Source organism: Arcticibacter sp. MXS-1, assembly GCF_041902385.1.
Classification (GTDB): domain Bacteria; phylum Bacteroidota; class Bacteroidia; order Sphingobacteriales; family Sphingobacteriaceae; genus Arcticibacter.
Window position 1 is genome coordinate 236695 of sequence record NZ_CP169244.1, and the last position, 24213, is coordinate 260907.

Annotated in this window: 23 protein-coding genes; 10 read left to right on the forward strand and 13 right to left on the reverse strand. The window is 49.4% G+C overall.

Annotated features, from left to right (window positions below):
• Positions 1-483 precede the first annotated feature (483 nt).
• Together ACES2C_RS00870 and ACES2C_RS00875 are read left to right on the forward strand one after the other, a co-directional pair.
• On the forward strand, positions 484-1047 hold the full coding sequence (locus tag ACES2C_RS00870; protein WP_374165141.1) for an RNA polymerase sigma factor: 564 nt from the start codon (positions 484-486) through the stop codon (positions 1045-1047).
• On the forward strand, positions 1031-2350 hold the full coding sequence (locus tag ACES2C_RS00875; RefSeq protein WP_374165142.1) for a hypothetical protein: 1320 nt from the start codon (positions 1031-1033) through the stop codon (positions 2348-2350). Before ACES2C_RS00870 ends, ACES2C_RS00875 begins: the two co-directional genes overlap by 17 nt.
• Positions 2351-2421: 71 nt before the next feature.
• Here the strand turns inward: ACES2C_RS00875 and ACES2C_RS00880 are convergent, their stop codons facing one another.
• Complete coding sequence (locus tag ACES2C_RS00880; RefSeq protein WP_374165143.1) at positions 2422-3642, reverse strand: ABC transporter permease; 1221 nt, start codon at positions 3640-3642, stop codon at positions 2422-2424.
• 218 nt (positions 3643-3860) lie between these two features.
• Here ACES2C_RS00880 and ACES2C_RS00885 point away from each other — a divergent pair, with 218 nt between their 5' ends.
• The gene (locus tag ACES2C_RS00885; RefSeq protein WP_374165144.1) at positions 3861-5144 is read left to right on the forward strand and encodes an exo-beta-N-acetylmuramidase NamZ domain-containing protein; all 1284 of its coding nucleotides are present in this window, start codon (positions 3861-3863) and stop codon (positions 5142-5144) included.
• Positions 5145-5198: 54 nt separating this feature from the next.
• Positions 5199-6113: a methionyl-tRNA formyltransferase gene (gene fmt, locus ACES2C_RS00890; RefSeq protein ID WP_374165145.1), complete on the forward strand. Its 915-nt coding sequence runs from the start codon at positions 5199-5201 to the stop codon at positions 6111-6113.
• A 197-nt stretch (positions 6114-6310) separates the two neighbouring features.
• Here fmt and ACES2C_RS00895 read toward each other — a convergent pair whose 3' ends face one another.
• Positions 6311-7945 carry a DNA mismatch repair protein MutS gene (locus tag ACES2C_RS00895; protein WP_374165146.1) on the reverse strand — a complete coding sequence of 545 codons (1635 nt, stop codon included), beginning with the start codon at positions 7943-7945 and terminating at the stop codon, positions 6311-6313.
• Positions 7946-8575: 630 nt separating this feature from the next.
• Between ACES2C_RS00895 and ACES2C_RS00900 the strand changes: the two genes are divergently transcribed.
• The 4 genes from ACES2C_RS00900 to ACES2C_RS00915 all read left to right on the forward strand — a co-directional run bounded on the left by ACES2C_RS00900 (position 8576) and on the right by ACES2C_RS00915 (position 12664).
• Positions 8576-9196, forward strand: coding sequence for an MFS transporter (locus tag ACES2C_RS00900; protein WP_374165147.1), 621 nt, complete (start codon positions 8576-8578; stop codon positions 9194-9196).
• A gap of 14 nt (positions 9197-9210) precedes the next feature.
• On the forward strand, positions 9211-9735 hold the full coding sequence (locus ACES2C_RS00905; protein WP_374165148.1) for an MFS transporter: 525 nt from the start codon (positions 9211-9213) through the stop codon (positions 9733-9735).
• A gap of 739 nt (positions 9736-10474) precedes the next feature.
• The gene (locus tag ACES2C_RS00910; RefSeq protein WP_374165149.1) at positions 10475-11641 is read left to right on the forward strand and encodes an AI-2E family transporter; all 1167 of its coding nucleotides are present in this window, start codon (positions 10475-10477) and stop codon (positions 11639-11641) included.
• A gap of 24 nt (positions 11642-11665) precedes the next feature.
• On the forward strand, positions 11666-12664 hold the full coding sequence (locus ACES2C_RS00915) for a beta-ketoacyl-ACP synthase III (protein ID WP_374165150.1): 999 nt from the start codon (positions 11666-11668) through the stop codon (positions 12662-12664).
• A gap of 200 nt (positions 12665-12864) precedes the next feature.
• Here the strand turns inward: ACES2C_RS00915 and ACES2C_RS00920 are convergent, their stop codons facing one another.
• The 7 genes from ACES2C_RS00920 to ACES2C_RS00950 all read right to left on the reverse strand — a co-directional run bounded on the left by ACES2C_RS00920 (position 12865) and on the right by ACES2C_RS00950 (position 19089).
• Positions 12865-13128, reverse strand: a complete 264-nt coding sequence (locus tag ACES2C_RS00920; protein WP_374165151.1) for a DUF3820 family protein — start codon at positions 13126-13128, stop codon at positions 12865-12867.
• Between the two features lie 383 nt (positions 13129-13511).
• The gene (locus tag ACES2C_RS00925; protein ID WP_374165152.1) at positions 13512-15026 is read right to left on the reverse strand and encodes a murein L,D-transpeptidase; all 1515 of its coding nucleotides are present in this window, start codon (positions 15024-15026) and stop codon (positions 13512-13514) included.
• A gap of 476 nt (positions 15027-15502) precedes the next feature.
• Complete coding sequence (locus ACES2C_RS00930) at positions 15503-15904, reverse strand: hypothetical protein (RefSeq protein WP_374165153.1); 402 nt, start codon at positions 15902-15904, stop codon at positions 15503-15505.
• A 27-nt stretch (positions 15905-15931) separates the two neighbouring features.
• On the reverse strand, positions 15932-16267 hold the full coding sequence (gene gldC / locus ACES2C_RS00935) for a gliding motility protein GldC (RefSeq protein ID WP_374165154.1): 336 nt from the start codon (positions 16265-16267) through the stop codon (positions 15932-15934).
• A 210-nt stretch (positions 16268-16477) separates the two neighbouring features.
• On the reverse strand, positions 16478-16741 hold the full coding sequence (locus ACES2C_RS00940; protein WP_374165155.1) for a hypothetical protein: 264 nt from the start codon (positions 16739-16741) through the stop codon (positions 16478-16480).
• 109 nt (positions 16742-16850) lie between these two features.
• A complete protein-coding gene (locus ACES2C_RS00945; RefSeq protein ID WP_374165156.1) occupies positions 16851-18233 on the reverse strand; it encodes a DEAD/DEAH box helicase in 1383 nt (460 codons plus the stop codon).
• A gap of 52 nt (positions 18234-18285) precedes the next feature.
• Positions 18286-19089 carry an SDR family NAD(P)-dependent oxidoreductase gene (locus ACES2C_RS00950; RefSeq protein ID WP_374165157.1) on the reverse strand — a complete coding sequence of 268 codons (804 nt, stop codon included), beginning with the start codon at positions 19087-19089 and terminating at the stop codon, positions 18286-18288.
• 333 nt (positions 19090-19422) lie between these two features.
• Here ACES2C_RS00950 and ACES2C_RS00955 point away from each other — a divergent pair, with 333 nt between their 5' ends.
• Positions 19423-20760, forward strand: coding sequence for a dihydroorotase (locus tag ACES2C_RS00955; protein WP_374165158.1), 1338 nt, complete (start codon positions 19423-19425; stop codon positions 20758-20760).
• On the opposite strand, the gene ACES2C_RS00960 is transcribed toward ACES2C_RS00955, so the two are convergent.
• Both ACES2C_RS00960 and holA read right to left on the reverse strand, forming a co-directional pair.
• Positions 20747-20902, reverse strand: coding sequence for a hypothetical protein (locus ACES2C_RS00960; RefSeq protein ID WP_374165159.1), 156 nt, complete (start codon positions 20900-20902; stop codon positions 20747-20749). The genes ACES2C_RS00955 and ACES2C_RS00960 overlap by 14 nt on opposite strands.
• Before the next feature lie 44 nt (positions 20903-20946).
• Positions 20947-21978 (reverse strand): DNA polymerase III subunit delta, encoded by a 1032-nt coding sequence (gene holA / locus ACES2C_RS00965; RefSeq protein WP_374165160.1) that lies wholly within the window; start codon positions 21976-21978, stop codon positions 20947-20949.
• 76 nt (positions 21979-22054) lie between these two features.
• Here holA and ACES2C_RS00970 point away from each other — a divergent pair, with 76 nt between their 5' ends.
• Positions 22055-22510, forward strand: coding sequence for a type I restriction enzyme HsdR N-terminal domain-containing protein (locus tag ACES2C_RS00970; protein WP_374165161.1), 456 nt, complete (start codon positions 22055-22057; stop codon positions 22508-22510).
• 338 nt (positions 22511-22848) lie between these two features.
• Here the strand turns inward: ACES2C_RS00970 and ACES2C_RS00975 are convergent, their stop codons facing one another.
• Together ACES2C_RS00975 and ACES2C_RS00980 are read right to left on the reverse strand one after the other, a co-directional pair.
• The gene (locus tag ACES2C_RS00975; protein WP_374165162.1) at positions 22849-23532 is read right to left on the reverse strand and encodes a hypothetical protein; all 684 of its coding nucleotides are present in this window, start codon (positions 23530-23532) and stop codon (positions 22849-22851) included.
• A gap of 23 nt (positions 23533-23555) precedes the next feature.
• On the reverse strand, positions 23556-24203 hold the full coding sequence (locus tag ACES2C_RS00980) for a hypothetical protein (RefSeq protein WP_374165163.1): 648 nt from the start codon (positions 24201-24203) through the stop codon (positions 23556-23558).
• Positions 24204-24213 lie beyond the last annotated feature (10 nt).

Genomic DNA, 24213 nt, shown 5'->3' on the forward strand with positions numbered 1-24213 from the left:
GGCACTAAAGCTTAGCGAAGCGATCTCACTGAGACCTTCAAAAAGCAATTAATCATCTCAATAAAACAAATACACGTTCACAAAAAACACTCCTGAGCGATGCTCCCGAACGGGAGATAAAAGGAATTGAAGGTTCGTCCCGGCCTTTAAAGCTAGCGAAGCGATCTCATCGAGGCCTTCAAAAAGCAATTAATCATCTCAATAAAACAGATACACTTTCACAAAAAATACTCCTGAGCCCAGCTCTCAGATAGGAATCAAAGTCGATTGAGTTTTCTTCCTGGCTTGAAAAACAAATACACTTTCAAGAAAAATACTGCTGCTCTGTAGCGTAAGAGCCCGTAAAAGCGTATATAACTTGTACAATGACAGGTTGATGTTCTGCACGGATTGTTTTTATTACTTAAAAATCAAAAAGATAGCTATTTTTAAGCAGGAACCGAAAACAGGACTAAGAGTAAAACAGGCGGACGAATCGATTCAATGCAGAAAAAATCTGGCGTTTCTGAACAGGAAATTATTCAACGATGCAAATCGGGTGACTTAAAGTTTCAGGAAAAGCTTTACAAGCATTTCTATGGATACGCTATGGGTGTAGGCTTAAGATATCTTTCGAATCGCGACGATGTACTGGAGGTGGTAAATGACTCCTTCATAAAAGTTTTTAAGTCCATTCAGTTCTTTAATGACACACAGCCCTTCAAAGCCTGGATGCGTAGGATCATCATCAACACAGCTATTGACCACAGAAGGAAGAATTTGAAATATGCAAATCAGGTTGACATTGACGAAGCAGTTTATGTTGGGCGAACAGCAGAGGCCGTGGAAAATCTCACAGTGAAAGATATCCTGCAACTAATGGAAGGGCTGCCCGACGTGCAGAGAATGGTTTTCAATCTACATGAAATTGACGGATACAGCCACGACGAGATCGGAACAATACTCAACATCCCGGTAAGTTCGTCGAGGGTCTATCTGAGCAGAGCCAAGGAGAAGTTAAGAAAATACTGGAATCAACAGGAGGACAACTATGTACGATCAGTTTGACAAACAGCTAGCTGAGCGAATACAACACGTATTCGATACATATGAGGATAGTTCTGCTGACCAAGGTTGGGCTGAGCTGAGGAAGAGCTTTCCTGAAAAGAAAAGTCGCAGACCTCTCATCTATTGGATCAGTTCTGCGGCCGCCATACTTCTTTTGGCTGGTGCAGGGCTATGGTTCTCTCAGCGGCCTGTTTCAAACGAGAAATTAGCAAAAACAAAGAGCCCCGTCACCAGTACCCACGGGATGCAGGCCACTACACAAAGCAAAGCAAGAGCATCACAACCTGAACCTGCTTCTCTTAATCAACCCGGAGCACAGTTAACCGCCCTTAGCCATCAAGCCCCTGCAACTTCCAGAAAAACAGAAAGCCTCGGGTCTGCTCAGCAGCCCTCACTGGCAGAAACAGGAGGAGACAATACCAGAATCGTCTCTGCACCCCTCCTGGCAGCAGCAGTAAGCAGTGTCGACTCAACGTCTGCTGCTACTGCCCTCTATGCGGCTGCCGTATCAGAGCAAACGCCTGCATGGATACCGAAGGAAGCAGCTCCCATTGAAGAGAAAACGACTGCTGAAAAGCTCGCCTCAATCAAAGAACTAACCGTCACTAAAACACCGGCAAGAAGAACCGGCAAGGTCAGTGTGGGCGTGTTCGCCGGAAGCTTCATCAACTATTCAGAAGGCAGCAAGGCAGGCATGAATCCTGGAGTTGGCCTGCTATCAGAGCTGGCACTGAGCAAAAAGCTAAAGCTATCCACGGGTCTTACCCTCGCACAGAACACCCTCAAGTTCGACCATGTCCCCGCGCCGCAAATGTCGGCAGCCATGATGGCAGCACCTAGCGAAGCACCTGCTGCTAGTGACAAAAATATAACCAACAGCTTCATGGCCAGAACTTCCTCTTCCAGCTTCTCAATGGACGGATATAATGCCACTCTCCTCGGGCTTGATATTCCCGTCAACCTGAAGTACATGCTTGTTGAAAACAAAAGAGATCTATATGTGCTGGCCGGACTGAGCTCCAACTTTTTCATTGACGAGTCGTACACCTACAAGTACTCCGACATCTCATACACCCTTGATGGAGAATCGCGCGACGCCAGGGAGTCGACCAGCAGGAACAGCAGCTTCGACTTTGCCCGAATGTTCAACTTTTCAGTTGGCTTCGGATATCCAGTTGGCAAACAGAACAAGTTATCGGTCGAGCCATTTGTAAAATATCCGCTTGGCGGACTTGGCAGTCAGAATATCCGCTTCGGTTCAGCCGGGCTCAATCTGAAGTTCAATTTCAATACAGGCCTGTAAGCAGGAGTTAAAAGACAGCAAGACAAACGCTACTGCTCAAAAGCAGGCCCCAGCTGAGACTTTTTTATCTTTTACTTAAAGGATATGGCTTTCACAGGAGCAATGCGGGCAACCATGGTAGAGGGGATGATCAGGATCAGCAGGCATACGATCAGCGTTCCTGCGTTTAAAAGGATCACATCCAGGGCATTCAGCTCCACAGGCACAAAGGACATATAGTAGGAGGCCTGATCAAGTTTAAAAAAATGCGTATTAGCCTGAAGCAACCCAAGCCCTAGTCCCAGCACATTGCCCAGAACCATGCCCAGCCCGATAAGGTAAGCAGCATTTATCAGAAAGATCTTCTGAATACGCCAGTTGGAGGAACCAAGCGCCTTCAGTATACCGATCATGTTCGTGCGTTCCAGAATGATGATGAGCAAAGCCGACACCATATTGATGACTGCCACTGACAGCATCAGCACCAGGATCACCTGGGCGTTCACATCAAGCAAAGAGAGCCACTGAAAGATGGTTGGGTAGTATTCCTTAACCGACCATGATTTCAGTTTCACAGGAAGCTTATAATACACGTTGCTGGCAATATCATCCAGCTGATCGAAGTCCTTTACACGGATCTCGTATCCTCCCACCTCGTTATCCTTCCAGTTATTCAAGCGCCTGACCAGCGAGAGATCACCAATAATATACGTCTTATCTACTTCCTCAACGCCCAGGTCGTAAATACCCGAAATCACAAACTTCCTCTTCCGCAGAGGCTCCTGCACAAAATACATCAGAAAATCATCACCTACCTTCAGATGAAGGCGGTCTGCCAGGTACTTCGAAATGATGATCTGACTCCTCGCCTTAATACTATCGCTGTAATCGATCACCTTTCCCGCCGTCATGATCCTGCGGAAATAATCCCAGTGAAAGCTCTTGTCAACTCCCTTCAGTACTACCCCCTCAATCTCGTCGTTCGCGTTGATGATGCCGGGCTTCAGGGCATAGGGATGGTAATAATCGACACCTGGCAAGCGCCCGATCATCTTCATTGTATCGGCTCCTACCGCAAATGGGGAGTTCTCATACGATCCGTTCAGATCGTACTTCATTACCAGGATATCTCCGGAAAAGCCTCTTATTTTTTCGCGGATCTCTGATTTAAAGCCCCGCATAACGGCAATAGAGAGGATCATCACCGCCAGACTCAGCATGATGCCAATGATTGCAATCCGGACACTCAATTTCGAAAACGTTCGCTTTGATTTTAGTGTTATTCTCTTTGCTATAAAGGCTGAAAGATCCAAGCTTTGTATTTTATGTGAACGTGTATTTGTTTTATTGAGATGATTAACTGGTTCTTGAAGGCCTCAATGAGGTTTGCTTCGCTAAGTCCTAAAGGGCACAAAGAGCATCAACCACCATTCATCCCATTGTGAGCGCAGCTCATGAATGTTTTTTTGTACTTTAGCAAATATGCAAATTCTGCCTTTTGTTTTCTAAGCGGATTCTTTAATTATAATCGATGGACACACGTATCTCAACCCGGAACCAGAACATACTGCCTACTCTCAGGCATGCTTTCCACCCTCAGGCAAAGACATTCTTCGTACTGCTTCTGCTAATCTTAATACAAGTAACGGCCTTTGCGCAGAACCCTGCGGACAAGGAAAGCGACACAAAGCCTATCATGACCGGAGCGCAGCAGACAGAAAAATATTTCCCCTATCTGAAAGGAAAAAAGGTGGGCATGGTGGTCAACCAAACGTCGGTCATCGGCAGTACTCACACCATCGACAGTCTTCGTAAGCGGAAGATCAACATTGTTAAGATCTTTGGCCCCGAACATGGCTTCCGTGGCCAGGCAAGCGCCGGCGTAAAGGTGCAGAGCGATGTAGACGCCGAGACAGGCATCCCGGTTATCTCTCTCTACGGCGGCCATAACAAGCCAACACCCGAAGATCTGAAAGGGATAGACCTCCTGATCTTTGACATCCAGGATGTAGGCGCACGTTTTTATACCTACATTTCAACCCTCCATTATGTAATGGAGGCATGTGCTGAAAACGACGTAGAGCTTCTGATCCTCGACCGGCCCAACCCCAATGGCTTTTATGTAGACGGTCCTGTACTCGAGAAGCAATTCCAATCCTTTATCGGGATGCATCCTATCCCCATTGTCCATGGGATGACCATCGCTGAATACGCAGGGATGATCAATGGCGAAGGCTGGCTAAAAAATAATGTAAAGTGCAAGCTGAAGGTGATCGAAATGCTCAACTACAGCCATGAGACGCCATACAACCTGCCAGTAAAGCCCTCGCCTAACTTAAATACGCAGCAGTCTATTCTTCTTTATCCATCGCTGTGCCTCTTCGAAGGCACCATCATCAGTCAGGGACGAGGTACCCATTTCCCCTTCCAGGTCCTGGGCAGCCCACAGCTGGTGGGCAAATATAGCTTCATGTTCACACCCAAAAGCATAAAAGGGATGAGCGAAACTCCCCTCCACATGAACCTGCCTTGTTATGGTCTCGACCTGCGCTCTTATGACACCGACCTTTTCCGCAAAACAGGAAAGCTGAACCTGCAATGGCTGATCGAACTATACAACGCTTATCCGGAGAAAGAAAAACTCTTTGATTTTAAACAAAGCAAGCAGATCGGTAATTTTGACAAGCTCGCCGGAACAGCCAGTCTCCGCAAGCAGATCATAGAAGGCAAGACAGAAGAAGAGATCCGCAAAAGCTGGGAACCTGCTTTGTCTGAATATAAATCGATGCGGAAAAAGTACCTGCTTTACGAATAGGAGACGGACAGGCAGGAGAATATAAAGCGTTCGGGACACGGAAAAAGAATACAGATGAGAATAGTTTTTATGGGAACCCCCGACTTTGCTGTTGCATCCCTGGATGCGCTGGTCAAAGAGGGCTTCAATATTGTGGCGGTTGTCACCGCTCCCGATAAACCTGCCGGCAGGGGGCAGAAGATCAACGAATCTGCGGTAAAAAAATACGCCGCAGAACATCAGCTGCCTGTGTTGCAGCCTGCCAGATTGAAAGATCCGGCTTTTTTGGAAGAACTAAGACAGTTCAATGCCGACCTGCAGGTGGTGGTTGCCTTCCGCATGCTTCCCGAAGTGGTATGGAATATGCCTCCAAAGGGTACCATTAACTTACATGGCTCGCTTTTGCCCGACTACAGAGGTGCGGCGCCAATCAACTGGGCGGTCATCAACGGGGAGAAGCAAAGCGGAGTAACCACATTCTTCTTACAGCACGAAATTGATACAGGCGACATTCTCTTCTCCGAAGCCGTCGACATTGCTGACGACGAAACAGCAGGCGAGCTTCATGACAAACTCATGATCGTAGGTGCAGGCTTGCTCGTACGCACGGTCAAGGCAATTGAAAAAGGAGAATATCAGGAGACACCGCAGGCGAAACTGTTAAACTCAGAGCCTAAGCACGCTCCCAAAATTTTCAAGGAGGACTGTCAGATCAACTGGAACCAGCCTGCAAGGAAAGTATACAACCACATCAGGGGCTTGAGTCCCTACCCGGCAGCATTTACCATGCTGAACGGCAAAACACTGAAGATTTACAAAGCTGAAGTGCAAACGACACCGTCTGAACTGCAGCCCGGTCAATATACCAGCAATGGAAAGACCGACCTGCTCTTTGCCTGCCAGGATGGCTTGATAAGCGTAAAAGAACTACAGCTGGAAGGAAAGAAAAAGATGAGCACAGAAGAATTCCTCAGGGGTTACCGCCTCTGAGCTATTCCTAACTTTCATCAATCTCTACATAGGTGGGTTTTTCGTCATGCAGGCAGCAAGACAGTTCTACTCCTCACTTTCATCAATCTCTACATAGATGGGTTTTTCGTCATGCAGGCAGCAAAACAGTTCTATTCCTCACTTTCATCAATCTCTACATAGGTTGGGTTTTTCGTCGTGCAGGCAGCAAAACAGGTCTACTCCTCACTTTCATCAATCTCCACTCCCAGCTGACGAAGCAGCAGAGAAGCATTGAAGGTCTTACAGGCCCCATGCTTGAGTTTGTAATCAAACTGCATCTCCTGGCCCTCCACCTGGATGTCGAAATAAAAGTTTCTGACGTAATCAGGATACTTTTCTTCCAGTTCCGAAATCTGAAGGTCATGCGTTGCTACAATCCCGACAGCATTGCGTGAGATAAGCTTCTCAATGATGGCTTTTGAACCCTTGTATTTGTCGGCCGAATTCGTTCCGCGCAGCATCTCGTCAATCAGGAAGTAGAGCTTCTCTCCCTGTTCAACTTCCTGCAGCAAGAGTTGCAGTCTGTTCAGCTCCGCCCTGAAAGTCGAGATACTTTCGTTCAGAGAGTCCTTGATCCGCATGTACGTAAAGATCTTCATATTAGTGAGCTCCATCGCAGAGGCACATACAGGAGCGCCGGTATAGGCCAGCACGCAGTTCACGCCCAGCGTACGCAGAAATGTGCTCTTACCAGCCATGTTAGAGCCGGTAATGATATCGATGCGATGTTCGTTTTCCAGGCTAAAGTCGTTCGTCACTCTGAGCTCTTCCCTCAGCAAGGGGTGGCCCAGTGCATCGGCTCTTAACGTGTAATGCTCGTCCTCTGTCAGACGAGGGAAGCACCAGTCGGGATAATTTATATGTACGCCAGCAAGGCTGAGCAGGCATTCCATTTCAGCAAGCACATCGAAGGCTCCTGCCACCACCTGCCCGTTCCCGGCTTTCCACTGTCCGATAGCAAGGAGCTGCCGGAGATCCCAGGCCAGAGTCAGGTTAAGCAATGGACCGATAAACATGTTCAGCCTGTATTCAAGGCGACCAAGCAGGACAGCCAGGCGCTTCATCTGCTTAGAGAGCTTGACCTCTCCTCCTGCTATCAGCTCGTTTTGCAGCCTGCGGCACACGTCACTCTTCCAATGAGCAGCCTCCAGCAATTCAATAGCCTGCGAATATTTAGAGAGCGTGCTGCCTACCCTGCCGATCAGTCGCTCCGTTTTGTTCACCTCCCCCTGGTGTTGCAAAAGCAAAAAAGCATTCACCAGTACCAGCACGATAAATACTATCAGTGCAGGTTTAAAGAACACAGCCGCCAGCGCAGCACCCAGCCATATGAAAGGAAGAGCTTTGATATACCCTGCAAGAGCAGGCTTATGCCGCGGCGCCTCCTCCTGGAGATACCTCAAAAGGCCGCTGATCTCCCCTGTAGAGGTTTCAGAAGTGGCAAAGAGGAGTACAGCCTGAAACTTCATCTTCCAGGAGGGATCAGAGGCCAGCTCCTTCACAGCCTCCTGCCTTTGGTTCACTACCGGGTTGCCTGCCCTGCTCAGGAGCCATTGCGCCAGCTTCTCACAGCCGGGCAAAGATGAACACCGGTTGATCAGCTTGTATACAGAAGCATTGCCGAGTATATCCAGATCAGCAGCATAAGGATGCTCATCGCGCGCATAAGCAGAGCCGTCACTGTAAATATTTCCATGATTGAGAATACTATCAATCTCGTTTTCATTTACAGCCTTGAGTGATTCATAAAATCTTCTCGAACGTTCATACCGGCTCTGCCTGCTGACCAGCCAGGCAAAGACAACGATCACAAGAAAAAAGCAAAGCTCCGTCAGCCATATCTTTTGCAGGGCAAAAGTCTGCCAGAGCAAAAACCCTCCCCGGCAAGCGCCAGAAGGCGAAACATGGAAAACCTGTTGATCAGTCGCACATGCCTCCTGACCTCCAGATCCGAAGCTTCTGCCATTTTGCGATAAAGAGAGATCGAAGGACTGTTCATGAAGCGAATATAGGAAATTGCCGACAGGGTTGGATGTTGGCGGTTGGGTATTGGCTGTTGGCTGTTGGGTATTGGCTGTTGGGTATTGGCGGTTGGGTATTGGCTGTTGGCAGTTGGCTGTTGGCGGTTAGCTATTGAGTGTTGTGTAGTCGGGTATGGCAGTTGGGTATTGGAGGTTGGCGGTTAGCGTTTGGCTATTGGGTGTTGTCAGTAGTAGGGTATTGGCGGTTAGCGGCTAGCTACTGGTATTTCGCTGTTGGCAGTGGGTAGTGGGTAGGATTTATCAATAATAATGGCCGGGTGCTGATTTCTTTTATAATTTTGCCGCTGTTAGCTCGAAAAACAGAATCTTAAAGCTGATCGCTGAGAACTGAAAGCCGATAGCTGATTGCTAAAAGCTAATCGCTAATCGCTAATCGCTGCGAGCTAACGTCCACTCATTATGATTTCTCCGAAACGCGCACGCATTGCCACTACGGCATTCTTTTTCATTTCCGGGTTTGGCTTTTCCACTTGGGCATCCCGGATACCAGCCATTCAGGACAAGCTGAACCTGAGTGATGCAGGATTGGGCTCAGCCTTGTTCGCGATGCCTCTCGGGCTCATGCTCACGCTGCCCGTCACTGGCTTCCTGCTCCAGCGGTTCAGCAGCAGAACGATTATGTTCGGAGGCGCCATTTTGTTCAACGTGATGCTTAGCCTCATCGGATTTGTCACGGCACCCTGGCAACTGGTGGTAGCTCTCTTCTTCTTTGGGTCCTCGCGAAACCTGATGAATATCTCCCTGAATGCGCAGTCAGTAGGGGTGCAGGCACTTTACGAGCGGTCCATCATCACCACTTTCCACGGTGTCTGGAGCATTGCAGGCTTTGCAGGGGCAGCCGTAGGCTCTCTCATGGTAAGCTCCGACATTGACCCCTCTTTTCATTTCTTTCTGGCAGGCGCTGCCCTGATTGGCGTTGGCTTCTGGGCTGTTAAAGACACGATTCCCCAGCCGCCATCTGACAAAGACGAGAAAAAAGCTTTATTCTGCCCGACCGCTCCCTCCTTAAGTTTGGCCTGATATCCTTCGTCTCCATGGCCTGCGAGGGAACGATGTACGACTGGAGCGGCATCTACTTCCAGAAGGCCGTTCATGCCTCAAAAGACGTAGTTACCCTGGGCTATGTCGTTTATATGATTGCAATGGCGACCGGAAGGTTCATTGGAGATAAGCTTGTCGGCCGATTCGGCGTAATGAAGATGCTGAAGGCCAGCGGCGTTATGATCTTTACCGGACTTCTCCTTTCAGCTGTTCTGCCCTACCCGGTTACTGCCGGAATCGGCTTTATGTGTACCGGTCTTGGCGTTTCCTGCGTCGTTCCACTGGTGTTCAGCATTGCCGGAAAATCCAAGGCAATGGGTACCGGTCCCGCAATTGCGGCCATCTCAACCGTTGGCTACGTAGGTTTTCTGATCGTCCCACCCCTCATTGGCTACATCTCTCACACTGCTGGGCTGAGGTGGGCGTTCGCATTAATGGCTGTTCTTGGAATCCTTATGTCATTAATGGTCGTACGCATCCAGCAGGAAAACGCGGCGCACGCTTCCTCATCGCGCTGAAGTCTGCGTTACCGGCCGAAGCAAATAGAAACACCTCGCCCACGGCAAGACTCAGGCCAGCGCTCGCACAACTTGTTGTTCCAAGAATCGTTACTGCTCTAGAGGCCCAGGGGAGCGTTCGAACAACTAGTTGTTGCTGTAATCATCACCCCAATGGCGGCTCAAACTGGCGTTAAAACCAATGACTTTTCTCGCCCTCCCTGCGTCTTCAGGGCTCAGACTGGCGTTCGCATTAATGGGCTCCTTATGTCATTAATGGCCGTGCACGTCCAGTTGGAAAACGCGAAGCAAGCCTCCTTATCCGCTAACGCCTGCATTACCGGCCCAGGCAAAATGGAATAATTCCCACGGAGCAGGGCTCACGTAGAGGTTCACATTCATGAATGATCGAATGGCTGTTCCGGAACTCCTTATGTCATAAGAGCTCCGGCCGGCGCTCACACAAACGAATGTTCCTGTAACCCCTAGTGGCATTAATGGTCGTGGCCCCCGGCAGCAAAACGCGGCACAGCTGTCCCTCTCCCATAAAGGTTGATAGAAATCGCCGCGGGCGATTAGCATAGGTAAAATTTCAGATAAGGGGTTTTAACGCAACTTATTGGTCACTTTTTTGTTGCTTAGCATATCTGGTTTTCAGAACGACCGGTCTCTCCCAAGTGTGAGAGGAATCAGGTACTATTGTTTTTCAAAGTTGATCTGTTCAGACTGGTAATTATATATTTTTAAGCAAAAAATTTAAATGAAAGAACTTCCGGTAACGGTCAGACGATCTGTCGAACTCCTTGGCCTTTTCTTAGTCGGCGCACTTTTGGTATTGGGTAATGGAATTATTATGCCCATCATCATGGCATTCTTTATCAGCATTATGCTGCTTCCGCCCTACCGTTTCCTGCGCAAACTAAGGTTTCCCAACGCCTTAGCTATCCTCCTGCCCATCCTGGTCATGCTGGCAGCAGTTGCTATGATCGCCTGGTTCTTCTCATCTCAGATCGGTCGCCTTATTGCCGACTTCCCCCAGATACAGAAGAACGTGGCGCTGCATCTGAATGCCTTAAGTCGCTGGATCAATGATATCAGCCATTTCTCTACTTCAGAGCAGATCAAGCTGATCAATGAGCAAAGTGCCAAGCTGCTCAACTACTCAGCATCGATCCTGGGAGGTGCTGCCGGATCCCTTTCATCGGCCTTCGTCTTTCTGGGCTTGCTTCCCATTTACGTGTTCCTGATGCTCACTTATAAAAACCTTTTGCTGCGCTTCATTTTCATGTGGTTCCCCGAGGATCATCACAACAAGGTGGAGGAAGCCCTGAAAGAAAGTGAGTCCATTATAAAGAGCTACCTGCTGGGTCTGTTGATCCAGGTCACTTATATGACCATCCTGCTGGGCGGCATTCTGATGCTTTTCGGCATCAAGCACGCGCTGCTAATCGGAGTTCTTTTTGCGTTCCTCAACCTCATTCCCTATGTAGGCGCGCTCATTGGAAACCTCATTGGCGTATTGCTCACGCTAAGTTCGTCGCAATCGCTCACCCCTGTCCTCATCGTATTGGGCACCATTGCTGTGGTGCAGTTCCTCGACAATAACATCCTCATGCCCAGAATAGTCGGCTCCAAAGTACGCATCAACGCCCTTACTGCCATCATTGGTGTACTGGTAGGAGGTGCCATTGCAGGCATATCGGGCATGTTCCTGTCACTGCCGATCATTGCCGTGATGAAGATCATCTTCGACCGATCCGATATGTTCAAACAGTGGGGCGTGCTGCTGGGCGATGAGAATCCGGAAGACAGTCCGATGAGGCGACCCGAACTTCGCTCCAAGAGCGATGCCGTGCGCCAGGAGCTGGAAAAGGAGAACGATATTGAGCCGACCGACAAGTCGGCCGAGTCGGAAGATCCAAAGTAAAACGCTTACCTTTGCCCGGTTTCAGTGGCTGTACCATCAGCCACTCCGGGTTTAATGAAAGCAAAGCTAAGAGCACTCTCTGCCTATGCTCCTGAAAAGAGAATAAGCAACGGGTACTTTGAAAGCATCCTTAATACGAGCGACGAGTGGATCCGCACCAGGACAGGCATCCTGGAAAGGCGCTATGCTGAAGAAGATGAATTTACGGGCGACCTGTGTTTCAGGGCCGCACAGCAGCTTCTTGCCGAAAACCCGGGCCTGTCCCTCGCCGATGTCGACTTCATCATTGTATCCACCACTACAGCCGACCATACAGTACCCTCCGTAGCCAGTCAGCTTCAGCATCGTCTGGGCATTAAAAATCCGGGCACCATTGACCTTTCCTCAGCTTGCGCCGGCTTCGTCTACGGCATCATTCTGGCTAAGAGCATGATTGAAGCCGGAACGTACCGCAAGGTCTTAGTCTTTGGCGGGGATACCCTATCAAAAGTCCTCGATTTCTCCGACCGCAGAACAGCCATCCTCTTCGGCGATGGCGCAGGCGTTGCCCTCATTGAAGCGGCCAGCGAAACCAACATATTTCGGCATGCTACCGGCACAGACGGCAGCGGCGGTGAGCATTTATACCGCTCTACCCTGTCGCCTTTCGTTAACGGGGTGAACATCGTCAACGATGCAAAAAGCCATCAGAACGGTCGGGTAGTCTTCAAATGGGCCATTCAAACCGCAGTAAATACGGTAAGGCAGGTCCTCGAGGCCAACCAGGTACAATTGCAGGAGCTCGACTTCATCGTTCTTCACAGCGCCAATCTCCGTATTATTGAAGCAGCTGCGCTTGAACTGGGTTATCCGGTCGACCGGATGCCGCAAAGCGTCACTTATCACGGGAATACATCTTCTGCCTCGATCCCCCTGGCCCTGAACGGGGCAATAAAAAACGGACAGATCAAGAAAGGAGATCGTGGTATTATTGCAGGCTTCGGCGGCGGACTTACCTATGCAGGGGTGCTAATAAGGCTGTGACCGCACATCCTGCCGGAAAGCCGGCACATACCACTCGCAGGCCCAATCGTCCCGCTTAATCTGGGATTGCTTTTCCATCGGGGCAACCTCGGGTTCACAACTGCAGCGACAGTCGCTTTTACTGGCCCTTTTTATGATTCGGAGAATGTAACGCCGGTTTGGCTACCTCCATTGCAAAGTGATCTGCTAAACGTGATATCTTATTTCAGATCCTTCAGGCTGGGAAGATCCGGAATGAGCTTTTCAGGGATCTTTCCTGTCTTAAGAGGCGTCAGGAGGTACTCCAGACCGTTCAGCCTGATTTCGTACATCGTTTGGAGCAGCATCCCCAGCTTGCCCTGCGGGAAGCCCTTCTGGTGAAACCACACCAGATAAGACTCCGGCAGATTGCACAACAGGTATCCCTTATACTTGCCGAAAGGCATTTTCATTGACACGAGCAACTGCAGGATTTCGGGATTCATGGATCAAAGGTATAAAAAATAGCGGTGCAGCAGATCAGGCGGAAAAAGAAAGCGCTTGCGCAGGGAAAGAGAAAAAGCAGCTGACTGCGTATCATACTGCACCGACATCGGCAGTATTCTCCGCTGTTCCTCATTCGTAACTGATTCGCTGCGGGTCAGCATTGACTCTCCCTTCCGTGCGGGTTGAGTGCGGTTATTTCTGGAAAAACCCGCACTCAACCCGGACTCAGTCCGCTCTCAACCCGCTCGCACAACGTCCCAGAAATAGTTTAGAAACGATTCAGAGACAGTTCAGAAACAAGTATTTGCGTCTCTGACAATACCCAAATATAGCTTTGAGTTTGCGCTAAAGCAAGGATAAAAGTATGGGCACCAGCCGCCTGCTACAGCTTGCTGAAGTACATGAATTTCAGCTTGCTATCATGACCGTAAATATCATCATAGAAGCGTACGCGGCCGGAAGCATCAGCAGAGGCAGTAAAATAGACGAGATATACCGGCAGCTTCTTTTTAAGCGGCACGTACTTCTCTTCGTGCTTGCTTACCTGATCCATGATCTTTGAACGGTCCCAGCCGGTATCGCGTAAAAGATAGGCAGCAAGGTCGATCGGCTTTTCAACACGAACACAACCGTGACTAAAATCGCGTTTCGACTGGTTAAACAGTTCGGTAGATGGCGTATCATGAAGGTAAATATTCATGGAATTGGGGAAGATGAATTTCACCTGACCCAGGTCGTTCTTAGGTCCGGGCCTGCGACGCACTGTATAGGGAAAATTGCCGGTTCCGGCAGCAGACCAGTCGACCGAAGTGGGGTCAACAGGATTGCCGTCTTTGCCGATCACTTCCATGTCCATCGCCTCAAGGAAACCGGGGTTAGAAGCGACTTTAGGTGCTATTTCATCCTTAAGGATACCCGGGGGAATGTTCCAATACGGAGCAAGGACTACGTGTTCCATCTGATCACTGAAGACAGGCGTGGAGTTCAGTTCCTTTCCTACGATCACCTTCATGCTCATTTTTTCCTTGCCGCCTTCATAGAGGCGAAGTCTGAATTCAGGAATATTGACGATGAGGTAGTTGGGTTCAAAGCTCTGAGGGATCCAGCGCCATCTCTCCATGTTGATAACGACCTGCCTGATGCGGTCTTCAACGGGAATGTTCATAAAGCGAACGGTCTCACTGTTCAGCTTTCCGGTAGCAGGAAGACCATTTTGTTCCTGAAACTTCTTCAGTGCGGCAGAAAGGTTCTGATCAAAGACATTGGAAGCGCCTGCATTCTTGATCGTATCCTGAGAGATCAAAGCAGCAAGTCGCTTTCTGAGCGCGGGAACAACCGATGAAGGCTGCCCTACCGCCACAGAGGCACCGGCGGGGATCTTTGGCCAGCCGCCGGCAGCCTTGATCCTCCGGTAATTGGCCAGGGCCTTTTTCAGATTGGAATATTCGGGATGCATGGGCTGAAAGTCCTTATAAGGCAAGTTGCTCTCGCGTTCACCCAGGACAGACTGAAGTGCAAGATCGAGCTTCATGCGGTTGCGCTTAACGTCCCAGTCGGCCTTCTTTGTCTCCCTCGGTTCAAGCACGCCACGGTAATAATCCGATGCCCAGTTGAAGTAGGTTGCCGAAAGGGCAATATCAATTTCTTTTTCAAGCTGGTCACGCTTATCAAGGTCCCTCTTCACTCCCTGCAGATCCTTTATGAGAGCGCTGATATCAACCACCCCGTAATTGGAGAGTTCAAGGCCCTCCTCTGCCGACTTGCTTACCACATTAAGCAGCTTCTGACTTTCAGGAACCAGCTCGTGATTCTTAAACCACCCCAGCTTGTAATCCCGTGCTTTGTAAAATTGCATGGCCCAGTAAAGGTCGTCGGCAAAAGCAGGCTTCGAATTCATATATTGAGTTACGTAAGCGCTGTCGAGCACAGGTTGCTCGCCTGACTTTCTTTTGCTACAGTTACTGAACACGATAAGAATAAGTACGAGAACAAGAACAGTCGAAATTTTCTTTGTTACGAACAAAAATGAGCGTAGTAATGGACGTTGTATCATAAATAGTGTGTGTTTCTTAATAATTAATATATTATAAAGTAAAAACCGTGCCAGAGAAGGCGGAAAGCGGAAAGCAGAAAGCGGAAGCCTGAAAGCAGAAAGCGGAAGGCTGAATGCGGAAGGCGGAAAGCGGAAGGCGAAAGGCTGAAGGCAGAAAGCAGAAAGCAGAAAGCAGAAAGCAGAAAGCGGAAAGCGGAAAGCCGAAAGCCGATTGCCGATTGCTGATGGCTGAAAGCTGACGGCTAATTGCTGATGGCTGAAAGCATCCAATCGCCAACAGCTAACCGCCAAAAGCAAAAAGCAAAAAGCTAGCTGAATGATCAGCTAGCTTTTTGCTTTTTTGCGGAAAATATCATGATCAATGCACCGAGCAAGAGCATGGCCCACCCTATCCAGCGGTAATGAACCAGTCCTGCGGCAGCACGTGCCAGGCTCTTAAGGGGAATAAAGCTAAAAGAATCATTGACCTTGAAATAGACGGCAGCAAGGGTAAGCAGGATCAGAAAGAACTCTGTCCAGCCAACAAACTTCAGGAGTCCGCCTTTCCCTGATATGGCTGCAAAGATACCAAGCGCTGCAAGGACATAGACAACAGTTGCGAGTCCGGGGTGCAGATCCCAATAGTTCCAGTTTCCGATAATGGGCAGGTGTACCATGGGACTCAGTCCTCCCGCTGCGAGAAGAAGTGCACCCACTAAACCAAGATAATTACGTGAATTCATGACAGGTTGTTTATTAAAGGAGGGACGTTACTGTCCCTGTTTGATCTCCATTTTTTCAGCGAAGTGCGCGCAATAGTCGCGCAGGTCTTCCACGATGTTGGTTTCGCCGGTTGCCCTGAGGAAGCTGTCGCCCATGGTCTGCAGGGTCTCGTAGAAGAAGCGCTTCATCTCATCTACAGGCATGTCCTTGGTCCAAAGGTCAATGCGAAGTGAGTTCTTGTAATTGTGATCCCAGAGAGACAGGATCATGGCCTTTACCGGCAGCTGTTCCTTATTCTCGGCGTCTGACGATTCCCAGGTTATATTTTCAGGAACATTATTATCGTCGAGCTCGACGGTCAGTTTGATTTCTGCTTTTTTCATATCGTTTGATTAACTGTTTTCAATTTTGTGATGTATTTATTTTCTAAAGCCAGCAAAGAGCATCAACCTGCTTTCTTTTCCATTTCCGCGAGCGAAGATTCGGCGGCAGTTTATGGGTGTTACTAAACGCAAAGAACATCGCCCACTCCTTTTTTCTTCCCGCCACCGATTTAAGCATCCGGACGTTATCGTTCACTCTTGCTTGGCGGCTTACTGAAGCAAACTTGCTTTGCCCAGCACCAACAGGACGATGGCTGCAAAGATGATAAATATCACCTCTACAATCCAAATGCGTTTAAGATCGCGCAGGAAGGTGCGGAACAGCAGGTCGGCGACTGAGCAGAGAACAATGACCAGGACTAATGACAACCAGCCTGGCTGTACCTTCGACTGCTTCTGGTCGAGAAGTGGGTAGATCAGCGTGACCACCAGGGCCGCCGAAACGAAATTAAGAGGGGACAGACGCATCTTCATTATTCATTTTCCCAGGAAGGGCATCCGCCTTCCTTTCATTCCTATTCATGAGCTTCGGTCATGAATGTTTTCTTCTGGCTTTTATCGTTGCTAAAGCGTATAGTCCGCACTATTTCTTACGACCCCTGCCGCCAGTTTTCCTTGCTGCGCCAGAAGGTGCTGCCCTCTTTGCTGCCGGCTTTGCGGAGCCCTTGCCTGCAGGCTTTTTTCCCGTCTTTGCTTTTGCACCCTGGCCTTTATTTGCTGTCGCATGTTTCTTTTCGTGAAAGGCTCCCTTGAACTCAGGATCTTCCTTCCGTCGCTGTGTATCAATCTCACGCGCAATAGCCTGACGTTCATCGAAAGGCGTATCTTCTATAAAGACCTCGTCAGGGATATCGGCAACGGGGACTTTTTGCCTGATCAGCTTCTCAATCTTCCTGAGGTAATACTCTTCGGCAGGATTGCAGAAAGTAATAGCGTCGCCGGTATTGAACGCTCTGCCGGTACGCCCAATGCGGTGGACGTAGTCTTCGATGACAACAGGCACGTCGAAATTAATGACGTGGCTGACATTGTTGACATCCAGGCCCCGCGCTGCAACATCCGTTGCAACCAGAATCCTCACATCGCCTTCCTTGAAGGCATTGATGGAGTTGATGCGCGTGTTCTGGCCTTTATTGGCATGGATCACTTTCACCTGATCTTCGCCGTATTTCCGTTCGAGGTACCGGAAGATATTATCGGCCACCTCCTTGGTCTTGCAAAAAATGATGATGCGGCTTAGTTCCTCCTCTTTCTTTAAAAGGAACATCAGAAGGTTCAGCTTCGTCTTCAGATTTGGAACGTAATAAAGCAGCTGCTGAACGGTATCTGCCGGAGTAGCCTGAGGGGCTACCTCGATCAGGGTAGGAAACTTCAGGAAGTCGCCGGCGATCTTATGGACAAGCTCACTCATGGTAGCCGAAAAGAGTAGGTTTTGACGTTTGCGGGGCACCACTTCGAGGATTCGATGAATGGAACCTATAAAGCCCATGTCCATCATCTTATCGGCTTCATCGATAACAAGGAACTGCAGGGATTTGACCGGGATAAAGCCTTCGAGATACAGATCAAGGAAACGTCCCGGAGTGGCTACCAGGATATCTACTCCCTTCTCAAGCTGGGCCTTCTGGGTCTTTGGACCGAGGCCCCCGTAGATCACAACGGTCCTGAGGTCTGTATATTTTGCAAAAAGCCGGATATTCTCCTCAATCTGCATAGCAAGCTCACGGGTAGGAGCAAGAATGAGGGCGCGGGCGTCATTTCCCTGGGCATACTTTAGCTTCATGAGCATGGGCAAAACGTAGGCGGCAGTCTTGCCTGTGCCTGTCTGCGCAATGCCCATGATATCCTGCCCTGACAGGACCGGGTTGATCGCTTTCTGCTGAATGGGCGTCGGCTCTGTAAAGCCGGCATCAGCTACCGCATTCAGTATCTGGCGGTTTAATTTAAAATCTTCGAATGAAGGCATGCCGCAAAGATAGCGTTTTGCCCTGCATTAATGATGCACCCGCCTCAGATGGCTAAATGGATGACACTGAACCGCCATCGACACGAAGGTTGGTACCGGTAATGAAGGAGGCCTGTTCGGAAGCGAGAAAGACTACTGCGGCGCCTACTTCTTCGATGGTGCCTGGCCTGCCCAGCTCTATTCCCGGCCGGTTCTGTTCGAGGAACTGGCTCTGCGCATCCTGCACCGATATCCCTTTCTGCTCTGCCTGCCCCTTTAGCATGTCTTCAACGAGGGGCGTGTAAATGAAGGCTGGCGACACGGTATTAACCAGAATATTGTGTTTGCCGTACAACTTGGACAAGCCCTTGCTCAGGTTGATAATAGCAGCTTTTGTGAGGTTATAGGGGATCATGTCGGGATAGGGCTGCAGGCCATTCTCGGATGACATGTTGATTATGCGGCCCCAGCCTTTCGCTATCATGCCGGGAACGACGGCTTTGATCATGCGGACCATTGAGACGACATTCAAATCATAAAGTGAGAGATAATCTTCGGCAGGAAAATCTTCAAAAGGGACCTGCTTACCGATGCCGCCTACGTTGTTGACCAGGATATCGACCGTACCTGCCTGCGAATTAATGGTCTCGATGAGGCAATCAACATCCTCCTGCTGAGTGACGTCAGCCTGAATGGCTTTAACAGGATTCCCTGCCGCAGCAGACATGCCGGCTACTACGCCTTCCATTTCCTCAAGGTTCCGGGCGCATATGTATACCGTAGCCCCTGCTTTGGCAAGCGATTCTGCTGCTCCCCTGCCTATCCCTTTGCTTCCGCCTGTCACCAGGGCTATTTTGTTACGAAGATCTATTTTCATTATAACTAGTTTTTTGCTCTGTTTGCCGATCGTAATGCCTGAGCTAAGCTGGTCCCCTTTGCCTGAGCCGACTTAAAGAGTATGTATGCCCGTCTCTGCTCTCAGTACTCAGGGCTTGAAGTGCGGAAAGCACGAGCGCCGTCTGCCAGGATATGCATTTGGCAACTCCTGACCTGCGGCAATAGCTCTTATTTCTCTCAGGATACACTTCAGCGGGCCTGATCTTGCCATGCTCCACATAAAGAAACGCATTTAGCTGGATTGAGTTAAGGCATCGAAAAGAAAAGACATAGTAATGATAAATACTTAAATTCGCAGTTTTAGCACCATACTATGTCCTCTATTCTGATTAAATCTGCCACTGTTGTGAACGAAGGAAGGACCTTTGTTTCCGATGTCCTGGTCAAAGACGGCCTGATTGAAGAGATTGCTCCTGCTATTGGCAAAAGAGCGGACCGCGAAATCAATGCCGAAGGTCTTCATCTCCTTCCGGGCTGTATTGACGATCAGGTACACTTCCGTGAGCCGGGGCTTACGCATAAGGCGGAGATCTATACAGAAAGCAGGGCAGCAGTGGCCGGCGGAATCACTTCATTTATGGAGATGCCGAATACCGTACCGAACACGATCACCCAGGAACTGCTGGAAGATAAGTACCGGATCGGCGCGCAGCGTTCGCTGGCTAACTATTCCTTCTTTATGGGAGCTACCAATGATAATCTGGAAGAGGTTCTTAAGACAGACCCGCAGCAGGTTTGCGGGGTAAAGGTCTTTATGGGCTCCTCGACGGGCAATATGCTGGTGGATAACGAGCAGACGCTTGAGCGGATCTTTTCTTCTGTGCCGATGCTGATTGCCACTCACTGCGAAGACGAAGAAACGATCCGCCATAATATGGCGGCATACAAGGCAAAATATGGCACTGATATTACTCCTGAGATGCATCCGCTCATCAGGAGCGCAGAAGCGTGCTACAAGTCGTCATCCTTCGCCGTGTCGCTTGCTAAACAGCATGGCACGCGGCTGCACATCCTGCATATCTCGACGGCACGCGAGACGGAGCTGTTCGACAACACGCTGCCCCTGGGCGACAAGAGGATCACAGCAGAAGCCTGTATTCATCACCTCTGGTTCTCCGATCAGGACTATGCCGAAAAGGGCAACTGGATCAAGTGGAACCCGGCAGTAAAGACTGCAGCGGACCGGGAAGGCATCCTGAAGGCTGTACTCGACGGAAGGATAGACGTGATCGCAACCGACCATGCGCCCCATACGATTGAGGAGAAAATGAAGCCCTACCTGGAAGCTCCTTCTGGCGGGCCGCTGGTGCAGCATGCACTGCTGGCTATGCTTGAAATGCACAGCCAGGGGAAGATCAGTCTGGAACAGGTTGCCGAGAAGATGGCACACAATCCGGCTATCTGTTTCGGCATTCAGAATCGCGGATTTATCCGGGAAGGATACTATGCTGATCTGGTGCTGGCCGATCTTCGTAAACCGACTCCGGTTTCCAGAGAAAGTGTCTTATCTAAATGCGGATGGAGTCCGTTCGAGGGATACAGTTTTGGCAGCAGCATTACGCATACACTGGTTTCGGGACATCTGGCTTACGAACGGGGAGTGTTTAACGCAGCAAAAATGGGCGAGCGGCTTTTGTTTAAAGGGCATTGAAGAATTTAAGGTCAAGCTGAGGGGCCTCTGCGTTCTTATCAGCGGTACTTTTCTTGAAATACTTGTAAGACTTATAGTCATATCCTCCTCCGAAGCCCGCTAATACTTTTATCACTGTCTCAGGCAGATTTAGTAGAAGCATTCCTTCGGGTTATCCCGTGCACAAACGATGGCATGTATCCTGATCTACACATGGAGGATCTTGAAAACAAGCTCTTTCAGCAGGTCTCCCTCTACGGTATTGCCGGTTGAATCGACCCCTTTGGTTTTGAGATCGTACTCCCTCAGGAAACTGATAATTTCGAACGTCCTCGTGATGTTAAAGGCCTTTGCTGCCTGGTCGTAATCTTTCACAAAATAGGGGTTCACTCCAAGTTCTCTGGCAAGGTTTTGAGGGCTCTTGTCGGCAATATAATGGTACTTGAGGATCTTGGTGAACCAGGTATTTAAAGCTCCCAGCACCAGCTGAATGGGATTAGCTTTGGGGTTTGATGCAAAATAGCCGACTATGCGGTTCGCTTTCAGCACATCGCGCTTTGCCAGTGCATCCTGCAGCTCGAATACGTTATACTCCTTACTGATTCCGATGTTGTTCTGGACATCCTCGGGCGTAATTTCATTGCCTTTAGGAATGTTGAGCATAAGCTTCTCCAGCTCGTTGGAGATCTTCGACAAGTCGTTCCCCAGATATTCGGCAATAAGAGCAGAAGCTTTGGGATTGATGCGATAGGCTTTTTCGCGTGCGAAGTCCTCTACCCAGGCAGGCACTTTATTGTCGTATATGGTAGCCGACTCGAAGACGACCCCATTCTTTTCAATGGCCTTGTAGGTTTTCTTCCGTTTGTCAAACTTGCCGTGCTTATAGCAGAAAACGAGGATGGTACTGGCGAGTGGCCTTTCGAGATAGGCAAGGAATGGGTCGCCGGCTTTCTTATCTTCAGTTTCCTTTCCCCACTTCATGTCCTGAGCTTCCTTGATGAGGACCAGCTGGTACTCGCTCATCATCGGAAAACGCTTGGCAGCATTGAGTACGGTGATGATGTCGGTATCGCGGCCGTACAGTACCGTCTGATTAAAGCCCTTCTCCCCTTCCGACAGCAGGTTCGCCTCTATATAGTCGCTAAACACGTCGATATAATAGGGCTCTTCGCCATGAAAAAGGTATACCGGTTTGAATTTCCGGCTCTTGAGATCATTCAGTAAAGCAGCAGCAGTCATTTCAGCTGCTAAGATAATAAATAGAGCACGGAGTTTCGGGTTGCGACTGGCGGGATATTTTCCGACTTTCGCGTTGATGTTTGAGCCGGTGCCATTGAACTTGCCTCCCTATCCCTTCAGGATTAAACAGGAGGCAGAGACGAATTACATTTTTGATGATATCAGGAAGAAATTCCTTGTGCTGACGCCTGAAGAGTGGGTACGCCAGCATTTTGTCAGGTACATCATTGGGGAAAAAGGCTATCCAAAATCGCTCATCAGGCTGGAAGGAGGGCTCAAACTCAATTCGCTGCAAAAGAGGACCGATATTGTGGCTTTTAACTCCCGGGGAGAGAAGATCCTGCTGATTGAGTGTAAGGCGCCTTCTGTGCCCATCAATCAAAAGGTATTCGACCAGATTGCCCGGTATAACATTGTCCATCGGATCCCTCTGCTGGCCGTAACCAATGGCCTGCAGCACTACTATTGCCAGATTGATTTCAGCTCAAAAAGCTATCAGTTTATCGAATCTTTGCCTTTTTATTCGGTATAGCAGCATCGCACTGAGGGAGGTTTTAGGTGCGCAAGACGGGTCTTCGAGGGAATGCTTGACTGGACAGGAATAGCAGCAAACAGAGAAGGTGCGCAGGCAAGGCGGGTCTGCAGGAATGCATCTCCGCGCCTGAATAGCAGCGACCGGGGAAGGTATACATGCAAGGTAACTCTTGACGGGAAGACCAGGGCCGGCAGAGCAGGCGACAGAGAAGATGTACAGGCAAGGCGGTCTTGCAGAGAATGCGCGACTAAGCCGGAAGAGCAGGAGACAGAGAAGATGTACATGCAAGACAGCGCCTGCAGAGAATGGGTGGCCAGGCCGGAAGCGGAGCCCCCTCAGATATTTTTTACGCGGAGCGCCACCAGCCTGGCATCATATTTCTGCAAGGCAGGCACTGTTGATTTAATCTCCATATCTCCCATGATGCCTTCTGCATCTTTTGCATCCACGTTATCGGGCAAAGCAAAGACGCCTCCAAAGCAAGGCATGTCGCCTGCAAGCTTCCCTTTGTTAAAGCTCACGAATGTACCGCCATTGTCCCATCCAAAGCCATACAGCAGGAAGGGCGTTCCTCCATTAAGACGGGTGATTTCGCTCGCCCTGGAACCGATCTTAACTCCATTCAGGAAGTGGTAGGGAGATGAAGCTTGTCTGATCTCCAAAAACTGAATATTTTGAAAAGGTTCTTTCTTCTCCTTCCAGTGGACAATGATCTCGCGGGGCGAGTTTTTCCATACCGTTGTTACGAATCCTTCAAACATCCCTTCGGCGAAGAGGGAGTCCTGACTGAGGTTTTCTTTCCCTACCTTTTCGGCAAGCGACTGCATATCGTTATCCAGTTCAACGGGACCAATTCCCCAGCAGGTGATCTCGTCGTCGCCCGACTGGTTAGCTCCTATATCAAATCCCTGCCCTCCCGAATTCTCTTTCTTGTTGCTTTTATTCTGACCGCAGGAAAATAGCAGCAACGCGGGAAGAACGATAAAGAGAATGCGACAGATGACTCTTGAGGATTTCATTTAGACTGATTTAATGTTTGCGATTATTTCTTTGCAGAGACACGAAAGCTGCCCAGCATTACTTCCATACGTTTCACGATATTGTCTGACGACTCGACTACATCACGCTTTTTAAACTCATCGAAGTCCTTCTTGTAAATATTAGACTGGCTCACCCACTCCAATGTTCCTTCAAAGCAAGGATTACTTTTTTGCAGGTCGCCGTTGTTAAGACTTACGATAAGTCCGCTTTCTTTCTCTGTATAGAAGTTATTAAAGGTGAGCGGCATGTGCCCGTTCCTTCTTACCAGATCGGGTAAAGAAAGCCCTACCCGGAGGCTGTCGGCCGTCATATAAGGAGCGTCAGAAGCGCCGGTTTCAATGTATCTGATTTTTCGGAAGGGAGCATGTTTCTCCTCCCAGTAGATGTTCAGCTGCCTGGGTGTGCCTTCCCATAGGGAAAGGTACTGGCCGGAAACGTTATTCTCATGCACGCTGATCGCTTTCTTCCCGAAGCGCTTTTCCAGATCCGCCTGAGTGTCACTTAGCTTCACCTCGCCAATGCCATCACAATTGACCAGTATCTTTGGATCGGTAACTGCCGGGGCCCCGGCAGTTTGTTTCTTTTCAGTCTTTTTTTGCTGGCATGCTGCCAGCGAAAATAGCAGGCCGAATAAAAGGATCGTTCTCATGTGTTTCATG